Below are 17,791 nucleotides of genomic sequence, written 5' to 3'. Positions count from 1 at the left end.
ATATCACATTTAAAGCGTTGAAGGAAGAACATTTTTCACTATTATTAAAATGGGTAGAATGTAATTTTAGGTTAATAAAATGAATTACGATGTAATCATTTCAGGTAGTGGACTAATTGGTCTTATTACTGCTATTGGCCTGAGTAATGACTCTGTATCTGTAGCCGTAATTGAGAAAAATAATTTACCACGTGCAGTTGATGATAATCGAGCATTCGCTATTTCTCAAGGATCAAAAAAAATACTAGAAAAATCAGGGATTTGGCGGCTCTTAGAAGGCGAAGCTGAACCAATACTTGATATATGCATATTAGATGGAGATAGTCCATTTACTGTACATTATGACCATAAAATGGTTGGTGAAGAGCCAATGGGCTATGTAATCAAGAGCGCTATTATATGGAATGCAATCAATAACAATTTTTTGCATAAACTCAATATATATTCTCCACGTTCCTATAAAACAATCTCTTGTGACAAAGGATACATGGAAGTTACTCTTGATAATGATCAAAAATTGATATCATCACTATTTATCTGTGCTGAAGGTAAAAACTCTAAGTTGCCAGAGTTGTTTTCTATACCAATGATAAAATTTGATTATAAACAAAATAGCATGGTATTTAATGTAAAACATGAATTACATCACCAAAACTTAGCTGTAGAGAGGTTTTTTCCTAGTGGTCCATTTGCAATTTTGCCAATGAAAGGTGGCTATACTTCTTCAATAGTTTGGACAGAAAAATGCGAAATTTCAAAAATGCTGATGAGCTTATCCGAAGAGGAATTTGTCATAGAACTCAAAAAAAGATTTGGTTCTTATTTGGGAGAAATTGAATTAGAGGGTGAAAGAAGACTTTATCCTTTGAGTTTTTCTTTCGCGAGGAAGCTTCATAAAAGCAGAATTTTGCTGATTGGCGATGCAGCACATTCAATCCACCCGATTGCAGGTCAAGGACTTAACCTTGGAATGAGAGATGTAGAGAGTGTTATTAGACAAATAACTGCTGCAAAATCCTCTGGCATTGATGTTGGCAGTAATTATCTATTGAAGAAAATTTCACGTGATAGATACTTTGATAATTTTACTATGGCACTTGCAACTGATGGACTAAATAGAATATTTTCCAACAGAATACTTTGCGTTAAAGTTCTGAGCAATCTTGGTTTAATGGTAGTTGAAAATTCAGATTTTCTTAAAAAAAGCTTCGTTCGACATGCTATGGGGTTTATATAAATCATTAGATTTCTTGATTTTGTCGCATCTATAAACCATAGAAAAGAAGATCATTAAAGCTGAGATTATAGGAGTTATAGAGCCATTAACATAGCAAAATTCTCAAAAGTAGAAACATTGTCATTAGCTCCGATAATTTGTTTTTTCTGAATCATGCGAATATTTTCTATACCTGTAATAGTAATCTTTGCGGAGTGCTGCAGACTTGTCTCTACTAACACACAAGAGGAAGTCTACAGTATTACCAATAGTGCTCTATATAAATAAACCCATTTACCGTTTAATTTAATGTAGGTCTCTCCAATTACTACCAACCTGCTTCTTTCTTTTCCTTACTGCCTAATCTATCAGTGGTGATAAACCACTTTGTAACGTAGCATGGTCAATTTTTGCTCCCCTTATACTCATAATTTCTTCCAAATCTCGATAGCTCAAAGAGAATCGACATTTCATGTATACAGATAACATCGCTGAAAAGCTAAATCCTTTGAAATATGGCAATAATTTTTGATTGATACGAAACATCTTTGCTTTATTTTTAGACAATTATATCATTCTTCTTTCTACTTCCCTACAAATGCGACAGAACCAATTTGAGTGCTTTAAATGAAAGGCAAAATTGAGCATAATACGCCTCTGTACACAGTATCTTTAATGCAAATGCCCATGTGATTCCATAGATAATCTCTGTTTTTTTATTTTGTCTGTCCATTTATCATTTTCTATATCTTGTTTGTTGGTTGCTCTTTTTTCTTGCTCAACAATCGCCTTATCTATCTTCTGATGAATTGCATCAATTGCATTAATTGCATTTTTTTCTTTGTATACTTCGCTTTTTCCTTCAACAATTAAATTGGTAAAAATATTTACAACAAACTGCACTTGATTATGATTAACCTGACCTTTTATCGAAGAAGGTAAAGAGTTTAATTCCATCAATACTTCTGATGCTGTTTTATCTTGAGTGGAAAGCCCTAAATTATCTGCTACTTCACTTATTAATAACTCTCTGTTTTCTTTATTATCTTCCAATTTAGTATAATCACGCAGTAGATCCATAACTGCAGATACTCTGACTTCAATAATATCATCAACATCTTCACCTCCTAGAGCAACTCCTGATTCCAATAACTTCTCTCTGAGGTTTTTGCTTAAAAGATTAATAAATTCTTCATTTGCATCTGATCCTATGGTTGATATCGTACCATCTAAATAGTTATTTACTTTGATTTGAGTACCTAAGTCATGCTCTATTTGTATTTTTGTCTCATATTTAAATCCTAGTTCTGCACAGAATTTCTGAAAATATTCTTTAATAATGTCAAACAAGCTCTTGCCATTATCTTTATAGTTTTTTAGCCCTTCAGGAATAGTAAGTGATAACTTACCTTCTTTATATATTATACCATTTTTGCTATCTTGAGATTCAAGTGTGAATTCTAATGAGCTGGATAGGTCACACATTTTCTCTTCCGGATTGTCAATCGTGGTTATAGGCATTGCCATATCAGACGTCACTTTTATGCGGTTGTGGTCGGTGCAGTAAATGTTTAGCGCTTTTTTAGGACTGTGTGGAGTTAAATTACAACTACTGAGTGCGGCATGAGATTCATTAAATATACCAGCCCCATACCCTGCTTGATTACAATTGGTGACTAACTCTTCTAAAATAGCATCACTTGGAACCTTTGCTTCAGCGTATCTAAACATTTCTTTGAAAATTTCCTTTGCTAATGCACGGTAATCTTTTTTGGAGAATAGATGATAAGAGCTTCTCCCTGCGTTATAAAATCTCTCAAATTCCTTTCTATATTCATCAATTTTTTTCTCATCAGCAACTGTAGGGCTATTACAATGATTTTCCCAAACTTCAGATAGTCTATCTTGATCAAGCTCCCTAAGTACTGGTTCCATAAAAGCTTTACCTTCTTCAGAGAGATTATCAAAATTATCACGGTTAAAAATCTCATTTTTATAATCTTTAGCTCCTTCCTTAAGTGCAATAATAAAATTTTTATCTATTTCTTTTTCGTTAATAATAAAATTCATCCTTTGAAAATCTAAGAACATTGTTTCACCAGAATTTGCTAATTTATTAGCTTGATCTGCTCTTAATTTATTAAAATCGAACTCTTTAGCTGTGGTCTTTAATCTAACTGCTGGACTCTTATTATTTCCCTTTGCCTCTTTCATAATTAACACCTCACTGTAAAAATATTGTAAATTATATTATATAATGATGAATAATCTGATAATATATTAAGAAAATCGATAATATAGTTCTCTTTATTTTAAGAATATAGGGAAGGCGTAGATTTCTCTTTTCATTTGTAGCATGCTGCATTAATATTTACGTATTAATCTAGAAAATAGTGATGAATAATATTGTAATTGTTGGTCTGCAATGGGGTGACGAAGGCAAGGGTAAAATAGTAGATTATCTTTCTGAGAATGCAGATGTAGTTGTGAGATTTCAGGGAGGAAATAATGCAGGGCACACTATAGTAATAAATGATGAGGTTTATAAATTAAATTTACTGCCCTCTGCTGTTTTGAGAACAGGCAAAATATCTATTATAGGAAACGGTGTTGCTCTTGATTCGCATGCTCTAGTCTCAGAAATAGAGTCATTGAAAGTTAAAGGAATGGACATAAACTATAACAACTTGATGGTATCCGAGAGCTGTCCATTAATACTTAGCGTACATAAGGACAAGGAAAAGCTATTTGAAGATTTAAACGGAAATCACAAAATTGGTACAACAAACAAAGGGATAGGGCCATGTTATGAAGATAAAGTTGGCAGGAGAGCTATACGCCTTTGTGACTTAGAAAACGCAGATGAGCTCAATCAAAGAGTGGATGCTCTCCTGAATTACCATAATGCTATCAGAAAAGGACTTAACTACCAGGTAGTTAAAAAAGAAGAAATATTAAAGGAAATTCAAGAGATTTCAGAAAAAATTCTTTTATACAAAAAACCTGTGTGGAAGATACTAAATGATTTTATGAAAGAAGGTAAGAAAATAATATTTGAAGGCGCTCAAGGCGCATTTTTAGATATCGACCACGGAACTTACCCTTTTGTTACTTCAAGTAATACCGTAGCATCTCAAGCGATAACAGGCTCAGGATTATCCTACAATGCGCACATTACTGGTGTAGCAAAAGCGTATACCACAAGAGTGGGTAATGGTCCATTTCCTACTGAACAAAATAACGAGATTGGAGACAGCTTATTTTCTATAGGTAAGGAACTTGGAACAGTAAGCAATAGAAGAAGGCGCTGCGGATGGTTTGACGCAGTTTTAGTGCGCCAGGCCGTACAACTCTCTGGAGTTTCAAGCATTGTATTAACCAAATTAGATATTCTTGATTCTTTTGATACTATTAAAATAGGCACTGGTTATAAGTATGGCGGAAAAATGTATGATTATTTACCCGCATCACATTCAATACAAAAAGAATTAGAGCCAATATATGAAGAATTTCCTGGTTGGAAAGAGAAAACTCAAGGCAAAAGGTCAGTTAAGGAATTACCTGCAAATTTGATGAAATATGTGAGAAAAATAGAAGAATTAATAGGCGTATCAATTCATCTAATTTCAACTAGTCCCAATAGAGAGGATGTTATTAAGCTTAAAAATCTATGAAAACGCCTTGTTAACTTTTATCTAATAAAAAACGATACTTGTGTGACTTCAAGCAATCTATTATGCAAAGTAGCAGTGTAAACGCACAGTGAGCAGTGTGATTTTTCTTAAATACATGTTGATTGTTATAATATAAACATAGTTAAAGGAGGCGTATTATGATTGCAGGTTTGACTAAGGGAGATAAAGCAGTAGATGCAGGAAAAATAGGTGATCAATTTGAAAAGCATTTTTGTATAGGACCAACTTCACTGAATAGGGAAGTTTATTACTCTACACTTATCTACCATACATTCAAAGAGTTATATTCACAATTAGATAATATCTCTCATGCTAATAAAACGAGATCAGAAAAAGAAATAATAAATTTTTATGTTCTACCTCAATTTGCACATTTTAAAGAAATTCTTGATGAAGGTATAAAAAAAGATCCTTCGTTTGCAAATTCTGCTATTGTGAAGTTTTGCTACTCAATTATAAAAGATAATAAATTATTTAAAGAATTAGAAGAAATTAGTATTCCCGCAGAAAACTCTAGTGTAAAGGCAAGGATAAGCTTTCAACTGAAAAATCTTAAAGAAAAGGTATGGTTCTTAAGAAAACTAAAGGAAAAAAAGAATTTCACTTATGTGCAGAGGGCTTTTGGGGATGAGTGGAGTTTTTATAACCTAATAAACGATAGAGATTTCAAACAAACGTACATAGATAAAGCAGTAACAGAGTCTGCTAATAAGAGCTTTGAGAAAGATATAAATAAATGCATAGAATTGGCAGAGCAGGGAAAAAAAGCTGCAAGTAAATATTTTGAGAAGAAAGACGTAGAGCTTCAAGCTTATTACACAGAAACTGGTAACGATCATAGAGTTTTGAATATTAACCTTATTAATTACGATAAGAGTGAGCCAACAAAGATTAGTGAAGTTTTACAGCAAGAGAAAGATATTAAAGAACTGAATATCTATTGCAATAAAAAACATGAAATACACGCTCATCAAAAAGATAAGAAAAGATATTATGAATTTAAAGAAGGTGCATGTTATGAAATGACAAGCACTTGGCCTGTAAAGCATGGATCCGGAATGTGTACCATGATTATGAATGTGAGTAGTGATGGCATAACTGAAGTACTAAAATTTGATGGTGAAGATTTTGTGTCATCGAAGGAGATTCTAGAATTAATAAAGCAAAACGATGAATTATATATTCAAGGTCTCTCCTTATATGATGCTGTAATGGAATCACTAGAAGAGGATAGGGCTACTCCTATTAATTTTTACAATGAATCTATGGTGGCTTATCAAGGTAAGGAACCAGAGGGGAAGTTAGATCATAAAGTTGATGCTGATAATAGCCTTCCTTCTTCTCCTTCTATTAATAGCAATGCATTGGAAGTCAATTTACAGCACACTGAAAAACCAGAAGTTGCTTCACAACAAATAACTGATTTACAAAACAGTTTTGGAAAAGAAGAGCGAAAAAACACAGAATTGCAAACTGAACTGGCACAAAAAGATGAAAAGTTAGCAAGTGTGTTAGCAGAGTTACAAGAGAAAGCACAAGAACTTAAAAATGTATGTGAAGCAAAAGGAAAGCTAGAGGGTAAGCTAAAAGATGTTAATACAGAAAAGAAGGAGTTAGAAGACAAATTAAAAGAAGCAGCACACATAATGAAGGAAAAGGAGCATTATATAAGCAATTTAAAACTTCAAGTGCAAGAGTTGAAAGATGAGCATAAAGCACAACTGGAATCTTATGAACAAGGGATATGCAAACTAGCATGGGAAGTTGAAGAGTTAAGAAGCAAGCTAGAGTGTGAGAATGAATGGGATGATAAAGTTGTAGAAATAGCTGATGGACTGGAAGAAAAAATTCATGCTGATGAACAAAGAAGCCTAAATAATCAATTTTATACTCCAACAAGAAATATTTTTAATGAGACTAATAATGAGTCTTGTGTTCCACTGGAAGAAAAGATGACGTTACTCAGATCTTCAAGCTCTGATGGCGGATATGGTAGTGATAATGGTTTATCTTCTAACATGAGTTCTATTGAACAAAGAAGCTTCAATCATCAATTTTATACTCTAGCAGGAAACGTTTTTAGTGAGCCTGATAGTGCCTCACAAAAGAAGACAGAGTTATCCAGATCTTCAAGTTTTGATAGTGGACTTGATAGCGATGAGGAAAATTGTGATAATGATTCATCTTCTAACATAAGTTCTATTGAGAAGGTAGCAGAGAGTAGAAGCGTAGGTAGCTCGCTTTCCTCTTGCATTGTTAAGGAGATGATTGGAGTTAAGTTGCAAGAGCAATACTCAAGTAGAGTATAAAAATCTCTTGTATTGATAATAATTTAAAATCTATAGTAGACTGAAAAAGATTATTAAATTATAATACGACAATGATAAAAGAAGACAAATCAAAAACAATTTTTGAAGTGGAAGGGGCAGTAACTGCTTTACTACCTGCAGCAGAATTTAGAGTGAAGCTGGACAATGAACATGAGATTATCTGTCATGTATCAGGAAGAGTGAGAAGAAGTAAAATACGTATCATTATAGGCGATAGAGTGTTAGTTGAGATGAGTATTTATGATAGGAATGCAAGAAAGGGTAGGATAATAAAAAGGCTCAAGTGATAGAACAATCTCTAGATAATCTTATTCTTGCTTCATCATCAGAAAGGCGAGTAGCCTTACTAAAACAAATAAATATTAAGCCAGGTTTGGTTTTGCCAGCAGATACAGATGAATCACCTTTGAAGAAAGAGCTGCCAAAAGATTACTCAATCCGTATGGCAAAAAGTAAAGCCGAGAAAATACAAAGTGCAAATCCAAATTACTTTGTGCTTGGTGTTGATACAGTTGTTGCTTGTGGTAGAAGGATACTGCTCAAAGCTGAAAACGTTGAGCAAGCAGAAAAATGCGTTCGCTTGTTATCAGGAAGAAGGCATAGAGTATACACCAGTGTGTGTTTATTAACTCCTGATCAATCTAAACAGCATATTAGGACTGTAGTTACAATAGTGAAATTTAAGCGTCTCAGCGAACAAGAAATTAAATATTATTTAGCATCAGAAGAGTGGAAAAACAGGGCAGGGGGGTGCAACATACAAGGTCTTGCAGGAATGTTTGTATTATTTTTACGTGGCTCATACTCTTCTGTAATAGGGTTACCATTACATGAAACCCATTGCTTGCTAAGTAATTATTTTTGCCTATATTGAAATACCATCATCTTTTTCCTGTTGCTCAGCAATACGTTTAATCCAAAGTAATTTTTTATTCTTGTTTGCTAATGCAATTCTATTGCGATCAGGATTATCATTGCGTTCTGTTAAAGTATCTTTTCTTTCCTCTTCTACTATTCCAGCTTTCAGTTGTACTGCATCTTTTTCTAGCAATTTATATAGTTCACTATTTTTGTCTATAGTCAGATTAGTATTATCATTTTCTTGTTCTGCCACTTTTCTTTCTAATAACTTACGTACAGGGTCATATTTTTTACCTTCTTTTATTTCTTTCAACATACTTTCTGAGAATAAATCTTTAGTAGCCTGGTGTGAAGGTTCTCTCAATCCTTTATTCAATTTTTCCAATGTATCTTTTGGTTCAATGGTTTCTAATTTCCTCTCTAATTGTTCAGGATTTATCTGAAAATTATCGTGGCTAGTGTAAGTTGGAGATGAGTAACCTGAGTCGTTTATTTCTTTCTCCGCTGCATTGTCTTTTAGCAATCCAGCTGCTAATAAATGTTCTTTTGTTTGCCCACTCATTTTCTTTTGATTTACTGGTTTTAGCAGGAATTTCTGAGTTTCTTTACCCAACTTACTGGTAAATTCCGTAAGTAGGGTATCATCTCTTTGTTCAACATTCATTAGGCTCGCTTTTAACTGTCCAGAATTTACTCGAGATTTTTCATGATTAGAGTGAGTTGGAGATGAATAGCCCGAATCGTTTGTTTTTATGTCTGTTGAGTTGTATTCTAGAGATTCATTTTCTTGTTCGGTTTCTTTTTGTTTATCGTTTCCTCTTTCTTCGTTTTCCTTAGTGCTAAGATAATCTTTTTCTTGTTTATAATCTGATTGAGGATTTGAAAGCGTTATATACTCATCTTCGTTATCGATCCAACCATCTTCGAAGTCAGAAAATTCTTCATCATACTCACTTTCACTACGTAATAACTCATTTTTTGCTTTCCATGCAAGAATCGAAGCTACATCATTTAGTGGTTGCTTATTTCCAGTATTGCGTGATTCTTTAACTTTTTTGAATGCAACGTCTTGTGCTGTTGCAGCGCTTTCAGTAGCTGTAGGATCAAAAATTGTACCTTTTTGTCGATTATTAGATATTTGCTCACTTTCATCTGATTTTCGGCTTCCAGGTACAGCATGTCCAAATGTAGCAAATGTAGGATTGTCATACCGTTCATCCTCTTGTGTATTATCTTGATTGTAGATTACAGACTTGGTGAAAATAGTACTGCTTGAAGAAGCATCAGAATATGGAGAATTGTAGTTATTTCTACTATTAATCCGTATTGGCTGATACTCATCTTTTTTCTGATTATTAGGTAATGAACTAGCTCTAGGTGGCAGTGATGGTGGAATCTTTTTAGCAGATGCGTTATTAGAATTTGTAGTGCTAGTCGTTGCATGCTTAAACTCAACTTCTTGATCTTGAGTAGCTTGAACGCCAATACCTTTACTAATATCACTTTCTATGAAAGTTTCAGATGATTGTTGATTCTCTTGTTCTTGTCCTTTCTCCTTGAATTGTATTTGATATAGGAATAAGCCACCTATTTTTACATCTGTATTTGCTTTTAATTGTTCCTCAGTAACACCATTACGTTCAGTGAGATCTACACCATCTTTATCAATCTTGATTTTGATAGTACATTTTTTTCCATTTTTGTCATACCAATTCAAAGTCATTTCATATGAACCATCGGTTACAACATAATGCCTTATTCTTTTTTCTCCTTCTTCGGCAACAAAACCGTGCATTCCGCTCTTTCCATCACTATGCAGCGTTGAAAATCCCGAAATTCCTTTCTTCTGACAAAAGTCACTATTTAAAAACTCGCTGATTTTAAACTCTTTTTTGTCATCTACCAGTGTAATACTTGCGTGATCGCCATATATTGAAACTCCTACGATATCATCAACATACTCTTTTAACCTTGCTTTAACTTCACTTTCAAGCTTTTGTTCAGCTTTCTTTATCTTGTTCTGCTCTGGAAGAATAACTTCATAAGCTTTATTTTTGTCTTCATCTGTCTCCAAATTCCAGATGGGGTGCTTTATTAGAAACTTTACTGCATTAAAACCGACTCTGGAATTATAAATTGGGTCGTCTTCCTTTTTTATTTCATCGAATAAAGTAAAAAATCCTCGAATGAATTCATGATATTGTTGTGTGCTTTGAGTATTCATATTTTCCCTCACTAATAACCCTCTGCCTTTTAGCCTTAGCTAGTACAATTATTACGGGAATTGATTTAGTTTTTATTAAAGAAGTTGTATTGATAACGTGATGACATGAGCTATTTTATGTTCACATCAAGCAATTTAAGTTGTCATCCCAGTCTGGAATCTAGATTTTTCCAGTCTGGAATCTAGATTTTTCTAGACTTGATCCTATAGTCAAATTCATAACTACAAACGTTGTAATATAAGAGTAATTTTCACCAAAAAGTATGTCATTTGAGTAGCTGACACTGGGATCCAGTGGCACTCAGTTAGTGAGCATAAAAGTATTATGTTAAAACATAACATTTTTGATGAAGTTCATGAAAGGCTGGATTACAGACTGGGATGACAACTTAAAATATTGCTTTAGCTCTGTTTTTGCAACTTCAAGTATTTGCTACTCATAGTAAATACTTCTGGGTCTTGAGAAGTGAGCTTGAGTATAGCAAGTATGTTTATGAGCAGCAAAGCAGCAATTGAAATATCAGCGATATCCCAGAGTAACTTAACTCCACCGATTGCACCAAGTGGAATGATTAAGGTAAAAACTACAGTCCAGATTTTAGTGTATTTATTATCCATAGATACATAGCGTATTGTTTGTTTTGAACAAAAAAACCAAGTAAAGATAGTAGTAAAGGCAAAACAAAACATTATAGCCATAATTAAATAGTCAGTATAGGGCCAATTCATAGCTTTTCTAAAAGCAAAAATGCACATGTTAGTGCTCTCTAAATCAGTAATCCAAGAATCCGTGACAAGCAGTACCATTGTTGTAATGAACACTATAAGTGCAACTATAAAAGGAGATATTATTGTAATGAGGCTCTGTTCAATGATAAATTTATTGTTGTTTTTCTTAGGAACAATTGAAGAGTGCACAATCCCTTCAAGACCAAGCCCTATATCTGTTGCAAAAATACCTCGCAAAGTTCCTACTTGAATAATAGTCAACATTTCTAAAATAAAACCTAAAGATAAACCAGATGTAAAGCTACTAGTTGTAAAAAAACTGCTTGTTATTAGTTTTAGAGAAGGAAGAATATTTTCGCTAAACTTAAATAATATGATACCACAAAGTGTAAGGTAACTTACCGTCATTATCGGTATCATAGCCGATATAAAAATTTTAATTTTTTTTAAGCTAAGAGCTGCAACAACAAAAAATATTATGGCCATTACAATGCCGCCGATGACTACAGGTATATCTACCATGCTGAGTGGTATTGATAGAGAGTTTACCTGAACAAGGTTACCAACTGTTATTGAAGCCATGATCATAATCGCTAGAAACACAATTGTAGCTTTTCTAGAGTTAAATGCATCAGTCATGTAGGCTACAGGCCCACCTATAAACCTTCCATTTTTTTCTTTTCTAGCTTTTATACTTAGGAAACAAGTAACATATTTTATTACAGAAGTGATAACAATAATTATTGCCATCCATAAAATAGAGCCCGGTCCTCCGGTTTTTAGAGCAACAGCAGTGCCTGAAACGTTTCCTACTCCTAAATTTCCTCCTAAGATTGTAAACAGGGCGGCTATAGAAGAAAATTTATTTTCTCCTCTTTTAGCTCCAATAAGTGAAACGGCATACGGTAGTCTAAACACCTGTAACCATTTTAGTTTAACCGATAGGTAAACACCAGCAACTAGTATGAGTAGTATTGTTGGCAGTAATAAAACAAACTTTACTGTATCCATCTGTAAAAGAGAGATTTTTACTCGAGTATATAGCAAAAGTTGAAAATACCTAACCTATTTTCTATGTATGACTTCGTTTCCGTCATCCTAGCACCCCTTTCTGTCATCCTAGCGCTCCTTTCTTGTCATCCCAGTGCGTGACACTGGGATCTAAATTTTTTATGCGAAACCATTTGTTAATATAATATTATGCTAATACAAATATACTAGCAATTATAACTTTCATATATTATTTTTTTATTTTTAAGCAGTTATAATATTAAAGAGACGTAACAAATATAAATAGTAGTGGCTTTGCATAGAAAATCACAAATTTATTTCCTTTATAAATGTAAGACTTTTTAGAACTAGAAAGATACCTTGGAGCAACTTGCTCCAAGGCTCTTGTTTACTTAGAATCCACCCATTCCGCCCATTGCTCCTGCACCCATAGGTGATGAAGCATTTTCTTCTTTGTTTGGTAGATCAATTATCATAGATTCAGTAGTAATAAGTGCGCTTGCTACAGACACTGCCGTTTCGAAAGCAATACGAACTACTTTTGCCGGATCAATTACACCAGCTGTTGATGCATTAGCGTAGTTCATAGCCTCAACGTTGTATATAAGCTCTTTATCATTCTGCTTAATCAAATAGTCAATTATAACAGCAGATTCAAGACCAGCATTTTTAACCAATCTTTTGATTGGAGCACTGAGAACTTTTTTGACAATGTTGATACCTATTTGCTCTTCATCGCTTGAAGCTTTTAGCTTATCAAGAGCAGATGCAGCGTAAAGAAGTGCAACTCCTCCACCTGGAACTATCCCTTCTTCAATTGCAGCTCTTGTTGCATGAAGTGCATCTTCAACTCTATCTCTGCGTTCTTTTACTTCTACTTCGGTTGCTCCACCAACTTTTAGCACAGCAACGCCGCCTGATAATTTCGCTAAACGCTCTCTCAGCTTTTCTTTATCATAATCAGAGGTTGAAGTTTCAATCTGAGATTTAATTTGGCTGATTCTAGCATTTACTCTGTTTTGTTTGTCATAGTTATTGTCTTCACTAACAATTGTGGTATTGTCTTTAGTGATTTTAACATTTTTAGCAGTACCAAGATCTTCAAGAGTCAAATCTTCCATCTTGATTCCAAGCTCATCTTTTATGACATACTTAGCACCTGTTAAAGCTGCTATATCTTCGAGCATCTCCTTTCTCCTATCACCAAAACCTGGAGCTTTTACTGCAGCAACTTTTAGACCACGTAACTTGTTGATCACTAAAGTGCTTAATGCTTCACCTTCAACATCTTCTGCAATGATAAACAAAGGTTTACCAGACTTAAAAATAGCCTCAAGAATAGGAAGTAAAGGTTGAATAATATTAAGTTTTTTTTCTGTAATCAGCAAATATGGATCATCAAGCTCCACGCTCATCTTTTCATTATTTGTAACAAAGTATGGAGAGAGATAACCACGGTCAAACTGCATACCAGTTGTAAGTTCAACTTCTAATTCTTTTGAACCCTTACTCTCTTCAACAGTGATGACGCCTTCTTTTCCAACCTTTTTAACAGCGTCAGCAATGCTATTACCAATATCTTTATCACCATTTGCAGAAATTATTGCAACTTGTGCAACTTCATCCATTTTCTCTAAAGAAATTGTGCGAGACATTGATGTAATTTCCTTTAATATCACATCTTTTGCCTTCTGTATTCCATTTTTGATACAAATACGATCATTTCCAGCTGCAATTGACTTTGAAGCTTCCATTATCATATTGCTAGTCAGTATTGAGCATGTTGTGGTACCATCACCAACTTTGTCATTACACTGAGAAGCACTTTGAGCAATGGTGCTTACTATCGCAGAGTGTAATGGTTTTTCAGGCTTTATACCTTTCATTACCTTATAGCCATCCTTTGTGACCTCTGGTCCACCATATGGCTTGCTAATTCCTATTGTATTTCCCCTAGGCCCTGCAGTTGCTCCCACCGTTGAGTCAACCATTGCTGCAACTTCACGAAAGGCTCCTTGCAACTGTTCGCCTGATACTACTATGTTAGCCATTTTTATCACTCCTTAAATTAATAAAAAATTTAGAATATTAAAATACATAATGCACTATATAGCGCATTAGTTTAGTAAAATAGAAATACCTACTTGATAACAGCAAGTAGGTCTGATTCCTTCATCACGACATACTTTTCATTATCATGCTCTACTTCTGTTCCAGCCCACTGCCTGTAGAAAACCTTATCACCAGTTTTTACAGTTAAAGCTATACGCTCTCCGCTTGAGTTGCGTGAACCACCACCAATTGCTATAACTTCACCTTTAGTAGGCTTCTTTTCAGCACTTGATGGTAGTACAATTCCACCTTGTTTTTCTTCAGTAATAGGCTTTATTAGCACGTTATCATCTAATACATTTAAATTTACACTTGACATTTATGTTTCCTCATTAATAGATTAACCTACAATTCTATGTAGTCATCTAAAGGTTACATTTCAAGGGTTGGAGTTAGTAAAAGTGTATAATTTAAGGTTTGAACAGAAGTTTTATGGGTTACATACCGCTAGCAAACCGTAGTCTAATATCTTTATACGGACCAGATACGAGAGATTTTCTTCAGGGTGTTATAACAAATGATATTAATAAATTAAGTAGCCAGCAGGCAATTTACTCTTTATTACTCAACCCTCAGGGAAAATATCTGTACGATTTTTTCCTCATTGAGCATGATAAATATATTTATTTGGAGTGTGAAAATGCCCATCTACAGCAAATAATTGAAAAATTAGACTTGCTCAAAACTTACCTTAGAGTGAAGATTAAAGACATTAGTGCACTATATAAGGTTGGAGTTTTGTTTGATGCTAAGTTGGCGGAGTGTAGTAGTAAGTCACAAGTTATTTTTCAAGATCCAAGGCACAAGCTACTAGGAATGAGGATCATACATGAAGATGAAATAAAAGAACCGGTTGGAGATTTTATTCAGTATGAAAAAGTTAGAATTAAAAACCTTGTCCCAGATGGAGCAAAAGATATGGTGCAAAATTCATCATTTCCGCTGCAATATTTAATCGATAAGATAAATGGTATAAGCTTTAATAAAGGGTGCTATATAGGTCAGGAAGTTGTAAATCGAATGAGCAGACAAGAAAAATTCAGAAGGAAACTTTACCTTGTTGAGGGAAAAAATGCACTTCCAAATATTGGCACTAAAGTAATCAGTGAACATAATGAAGAAGTAGGAGAACTACGCTCTAGTGTCGACAATATTGGACTTGCATTGCTTAATACTGGAAAAAGCCACGCAAATTTATATGTCGGTGGAGTTAGCATTAAGACGTTATAAAATATCTATTCGAGTAAAAGCCCCTTTTTCTTGTTTAAATGTTTGTGATAGTTATCCACAGTATTGTGAATAACTCAGTTGATAACCCAGAGAAATACATATTTTACGCATTATGAGTACTTCGGAGATTCATAATAAAGTGGACAACTCTAAAAAATTATATCAATTTTAATCTTTTTTAGTTGTGATAAGGAATGGTCTTTAAGTTAAGATTTTAAATACTCTTAAAGTAATACTTGAGTGTTTTTGGATGCTAATCTGGGAGTTCAACAGGCACTTTTTTATGCTGTTTGAGAAGAGCAAAAATTGAATTTTCTCTTGCTGAAAGCGTGTGTTTCTTATATTTTCCATAATACACATTATGTAATTTTCAATACTAATAAAAACATTCATCAATCTTTTAAACAACAACCTGTCGAACCTCCGGATTAGTACTTAAAAGGAACTATTAAAGTACCTCTTTAAGATTAAATTGCTACTTTAAAAACACTTAAAATTTCAATTTTTAGTTCTAACATAGCCCTTTATTTGTCTTTTTTTAAAAAGTATTGAGATATTTACCAATTAGGTAAGTTTTTCTGTAAATATTTCAATCTAATCATATTCTTTTTGATGCCTTTTTTGATCTTTTTCAGAGTTATCCACAGTTTTTTTGTTCTCAATTATATATATATTAGTATTTGGAGATCATATTTATTATAGATCTCCAAAGTACTCAGAAATGTAAAATTATGTACTCTACTAGGTTATCAACTTAGTTATTAACAATTCTGTGAATAACTAAAACAAGCAAAAGGTGCTTTTGTGCGAGTTTATGGTTATATATATCGTAAGACAAGGTATCTAAAATCCTGTTAAGGGTATCTAGATACCTTAAAAAATTTGGAGAAAAGGAAGAAGTTTCTTCTTCCTTCTACTTAATTACGCTGTTATTTCTGACTTTTGAGAAACTTTTTGTGCTGTATCAACGCTATCTATCTTCTCACTAGGATTTGACATTTTATATGTAATACCACCAGCAACAAGTCCAGTGAGTACAGCAGCAGCTACCGCTATGCCAATTAGAGCCAGTATTGGTAATGCAACACCAGCAGCAAAAAGCCCACCACCAACTGCTAATCCAGCTATAACACCACAAATAGCACCAGCGACAATTGCTTTATTAGCTGCATCTTTCCTTGACTCACTTTCATTAGCTGAATTACTTTTACTATTTATGGTACTTTCATCACTAGCTAAGCTAGTTTCAGATAGATTGTCATCTGCCGTATTATCAATTTGTACTCCCTCACTTTTGATCTCCTCAATTCGATTGATTTCATCTAGCACGTCTTTATGTTCATCTTCATTTAATTTAGTTTTAATCCTTTCACGATCATCTTCAGATATAACTTTCCAGAATGATTCTAATCCACAACTTCCCTGAATTGCATGTAGAAAATCTAACGAAGATTTGCGATTAGGATCCGTAATGTATTCAATCAGTGAAATAGATTTCACCTCATCTTGATTTTTAGAAGATAAAATCTTTGCTTTTACAATGTCTTGAAGAAGACCCCGCTTTTGCACTTCATTCAAAACTTCTCTAAATCTTGTTATATCAACTGATTCAAAAGTTCCAATAAGTGTATAGCCTTCATCATTAATTGCCGTAAAAAGAGGTAATAAATCTTCGTCTAAAGCATCTTCAAATTCATACTCGATTTTATTATTTAAAATTTTCATGTCAAGCTCTAACCTAGAATATAATTCTAGTTGTTTTTCGTCTAAACTTTCGCGTGCTAGCATATCAAACTCCTATTAAAAATATACTTTAATTATGATATATTTAAATAATAAAGTCAAGAATTTAACTAAGTATCACAAACACTCAAACAAGAAAAAGGTGCTTTTGCTCTCACAGAGACAGCGTTATCCTTTAACACTTTATGATTATACATATCGTCAGGACAAGGTATCCCTAGACGGTTTTTTTCAGGAAACCACATGATAAATTCACTGAGGACATCAGCTATATCATCGGTAAACTCAGTTTCAGTATGAATCTTTTCAAATTCGTCGAAGATTAAATAATGAAAATCTCTTTCCGCTTTCTCAAGAAAGATATGACCTTGCTCAACAAACTGACTACAAGATTGAAACACTTCCATCTTTGACCTCGTTCTTCTTGAGCCTAAAATGAGTGTGTTTGGCAGTAACGTCCTTAGATCTGCTATCACCTTAAACCCTATACCGTGTTCTTCCACGACTACTCCATGTAGCCTATCTTTTCATTAAATATTTGCCATTTAGGCTCTGGAGGATCCTGCATATATTGCGATTGATAGACATAAGGCTCTGCCTTTTCCTTAATTCTTATACCAATTCCCACTATATAAAGAAC

Annotated in this window: 13 protein-coding genes and 1 pseudogene; 6 read left to right on the top strand and 8 right to left on the bottom strand. The window is 33.7% G+C overall.

The window, feature by feature from the left end:
• Window positions 1-79: 79 nt before the first annotated feature.
• Window positions 80-1,237 carry a 2-octaprenyl-6-methoxyphenyl hydroxylase gene (gene ubiH, locus ABWU24_RS07290; protein ID WP_015587700.1) on the top strand — a complete coding sequence of 386 codons (1,158 nt, stop codon included), beginning with the start codon at window positions 80-82 and terminating at the stop codon, window positions 1,235-1,237.
• A 74-nt stretch (window positions 1,238-1,311) separates the two neighbouring features.
• Here ubiH and ABWU24_RS07285 read toward each other — a convergent pair.
• Window positions 1,312-1,762, bottom strand: a pseudogene (locus ABWU24_RS07285) (DDE-type integrase/transposase/recombinase).
• A gap of 126 nt (window positions 1,763-1,888) precedes the next feature.
• Window positions 1,889-3,430, bottom strand: a complete 1,542-nt coding sequence (locus ABWU24_RS07280; protein WP_015587701.1) for a hypothetical protein — start codon at window positions 3,428-3,430, stop codon at window positions 1,889-1,891.
• A gap of 182 nt (window positions 3,431-3,612) precedes the next feature.
• Between ABWU24_RS07280 and ABWU24_RS07275 the strand changes: the two genes are divergently transcribed.
• The 4 genes from ABWU24_RS07275 to ABWU24_RS07260 all read left to right on the top strand — a co-directional run bounded on the left by ABWU24_RS07275 (window position 3,613) and on the right by ABWU24_RS07260 (window position 8,115).
• Window positions 3,613-4,890 (top strand): adenylosuccinate synthase, encoded by a 1,278-nt coding sequence (locus ABWU24_RS07275; RefSeq protein WP_015587702.1) that lies wholly within the window; start codon window positions 3,613-3,615, stop codon window positions 4,888-4,890.
• Between the two features lie 158 nt (window positions 4,891-5,048).
• Window positions 5,049-7,220, top strand: a complete 2,172-nt coding sequence (locus ABWU24_RS07270; RefSeq protein ID WP_353274723.1) for a hypothetical protein — start codon at window positions 5,049-5,051, stop codon at window positions 7,218-7,220.
• Window positions 7,221-7,291: 71 nt separating this feature from the next.
• On the top strand, window positions 7,292-7,528 hold the full coding sequence (gene infA / locus ABWU24_RS07265) for a translation initiation factor IF-1 (protein ID WP_007302820.1): 237 nt from the start codon (window positions 7,292-7,294) through the stop codon (window positions 7,526-7,528).
• On the top strand, window positions 7,525-8,115 hold the full coding sequence (locus ABWU24_RS07260) for a Maf family nucleotide pyrophosphatase (protein WP_015587704.1): 591 nt from the start codon (window positions 7,525-7,527) through the stop codon (window positions 8,113-8,115). The genes infA and ABWU24_RS07260 overlap by 4 nt, the downstream gene beginning before the upstream one ends.
• Here ABWU24_RS07260 and ABWU24_RS07255 read toward each other — a convergent pair.
• From ABWU24_RS07255 to ABWU24_RS07240, 4 genes are all read right to left on the bottom strand, one after another.
• Window positions 8,107-10,326, bottom strand: coding sequence for a hypothetical protein (locus tag ABWU24_RS07255; RefSeq protein ID WP_353274721.1), 2,220 nt, complete (start codon window positions 10,324-10,326; stop codon window positions 8,107-8,109). The genes ABWU24_RS07260 and ABWU24_RS07255 overlap by 9 nt on opposite strands.
• Before the next feature lie 402 nt (window positions 10,327-10,728).
• On the bottom strand, window positions 10,729-12,066 hold the full coding sequence (locus ABWU24_RS07250; RefSeq protein WP_063630464.1) for an alanine:cation symporter family protein: 1,338 nt from the start codon (window positions 12,064-12,066) through the stop codon (window positions 10,729-10,731).
• Between the two features lie 392 nt (window positions 12,067-12,458).
• Window positions 12,459-14,117 carry a chaperonin GroEL gene (groL, locus tag ABWU24_RS07245; protein ID WP_341816015.1) on the bottom strand — a complete coding sequence of 553 codons (1,659 nt, stop codon included), beginning with the start codon at window positions 14,115-14,117 and terminating at the stop codon, window positions 12,459-12,461.
• A gap of 89 nt (window positions 14,118-14,206) precedes the next feature.
• Window positions 14,207-14,497 (bottom strand): co-chaperone GroES, encoded by a 291-nt coding sequence (locus ABWU24_RS07240; RefSeq protein ID WP_006012576.1) that lies wholly within the window; start codon window positions 14,495-14,497, stop codon window positions 14,207-14,209.
• 113 nt (window positions 14,498-14,610) lie between these two features.
• Between ABWU24_RS07240 and ABWU24_RS07235 the strand changes: the two genes are divergently transcribed.
• Entirely contained in the window at window positions 14,611-15,408 is a 798-nt protein-coding gene (locus tag ABWU24_RS07235) for a YgfZ/GcvT domain-containing protein (RefSeq protein ID WP_135353082.1), read from the top strand.
• A 921-nt stretch (window positions 15,409-16,329) separates the two neighbouring features.
• Here the strand turns inward: ABWU24_RS07235 and ABWU24_RS07230 are convergent.
• Window positions 16,330-17,196, bottom strand: coding sequence for a hypothetical protein (locus ABWU24_RS07230; protein ID WP_341816002.1), 867 nt, complete (start codon window positions 17,194-17,196; stop codon window positions 16,330-16,332).
• A 65-nt stretch (window positions 17,197-17,261) separates the two neighbouring features.
• Entirely contained in the window at window positions 17,262-17,654 is a 393-nt protein-coding gene (locus tag ABWU24_RS07225; protein ID WP_341816001.1) for a hypothetical protein, read from the bottom strand.
• Window positions 17,655-17,791 lie beyond the last annotated feature (137 nt).

Source organism: Wolbachia endosymbiont (group B) of Hofmannophila pseudospretella (genome assembly GCF_964028515.1).
Lineage (GTDB): Bacteria > Pseudomonadota > Alphaproteobacteria > Rickettsiales > Anaplasmataceae > Wolbachia.
The sequence above is the reverse complement of the archived record's forward strand: the minus strand, read 5'-3'. Positions and strand labels throughout refer to the sequence as shown.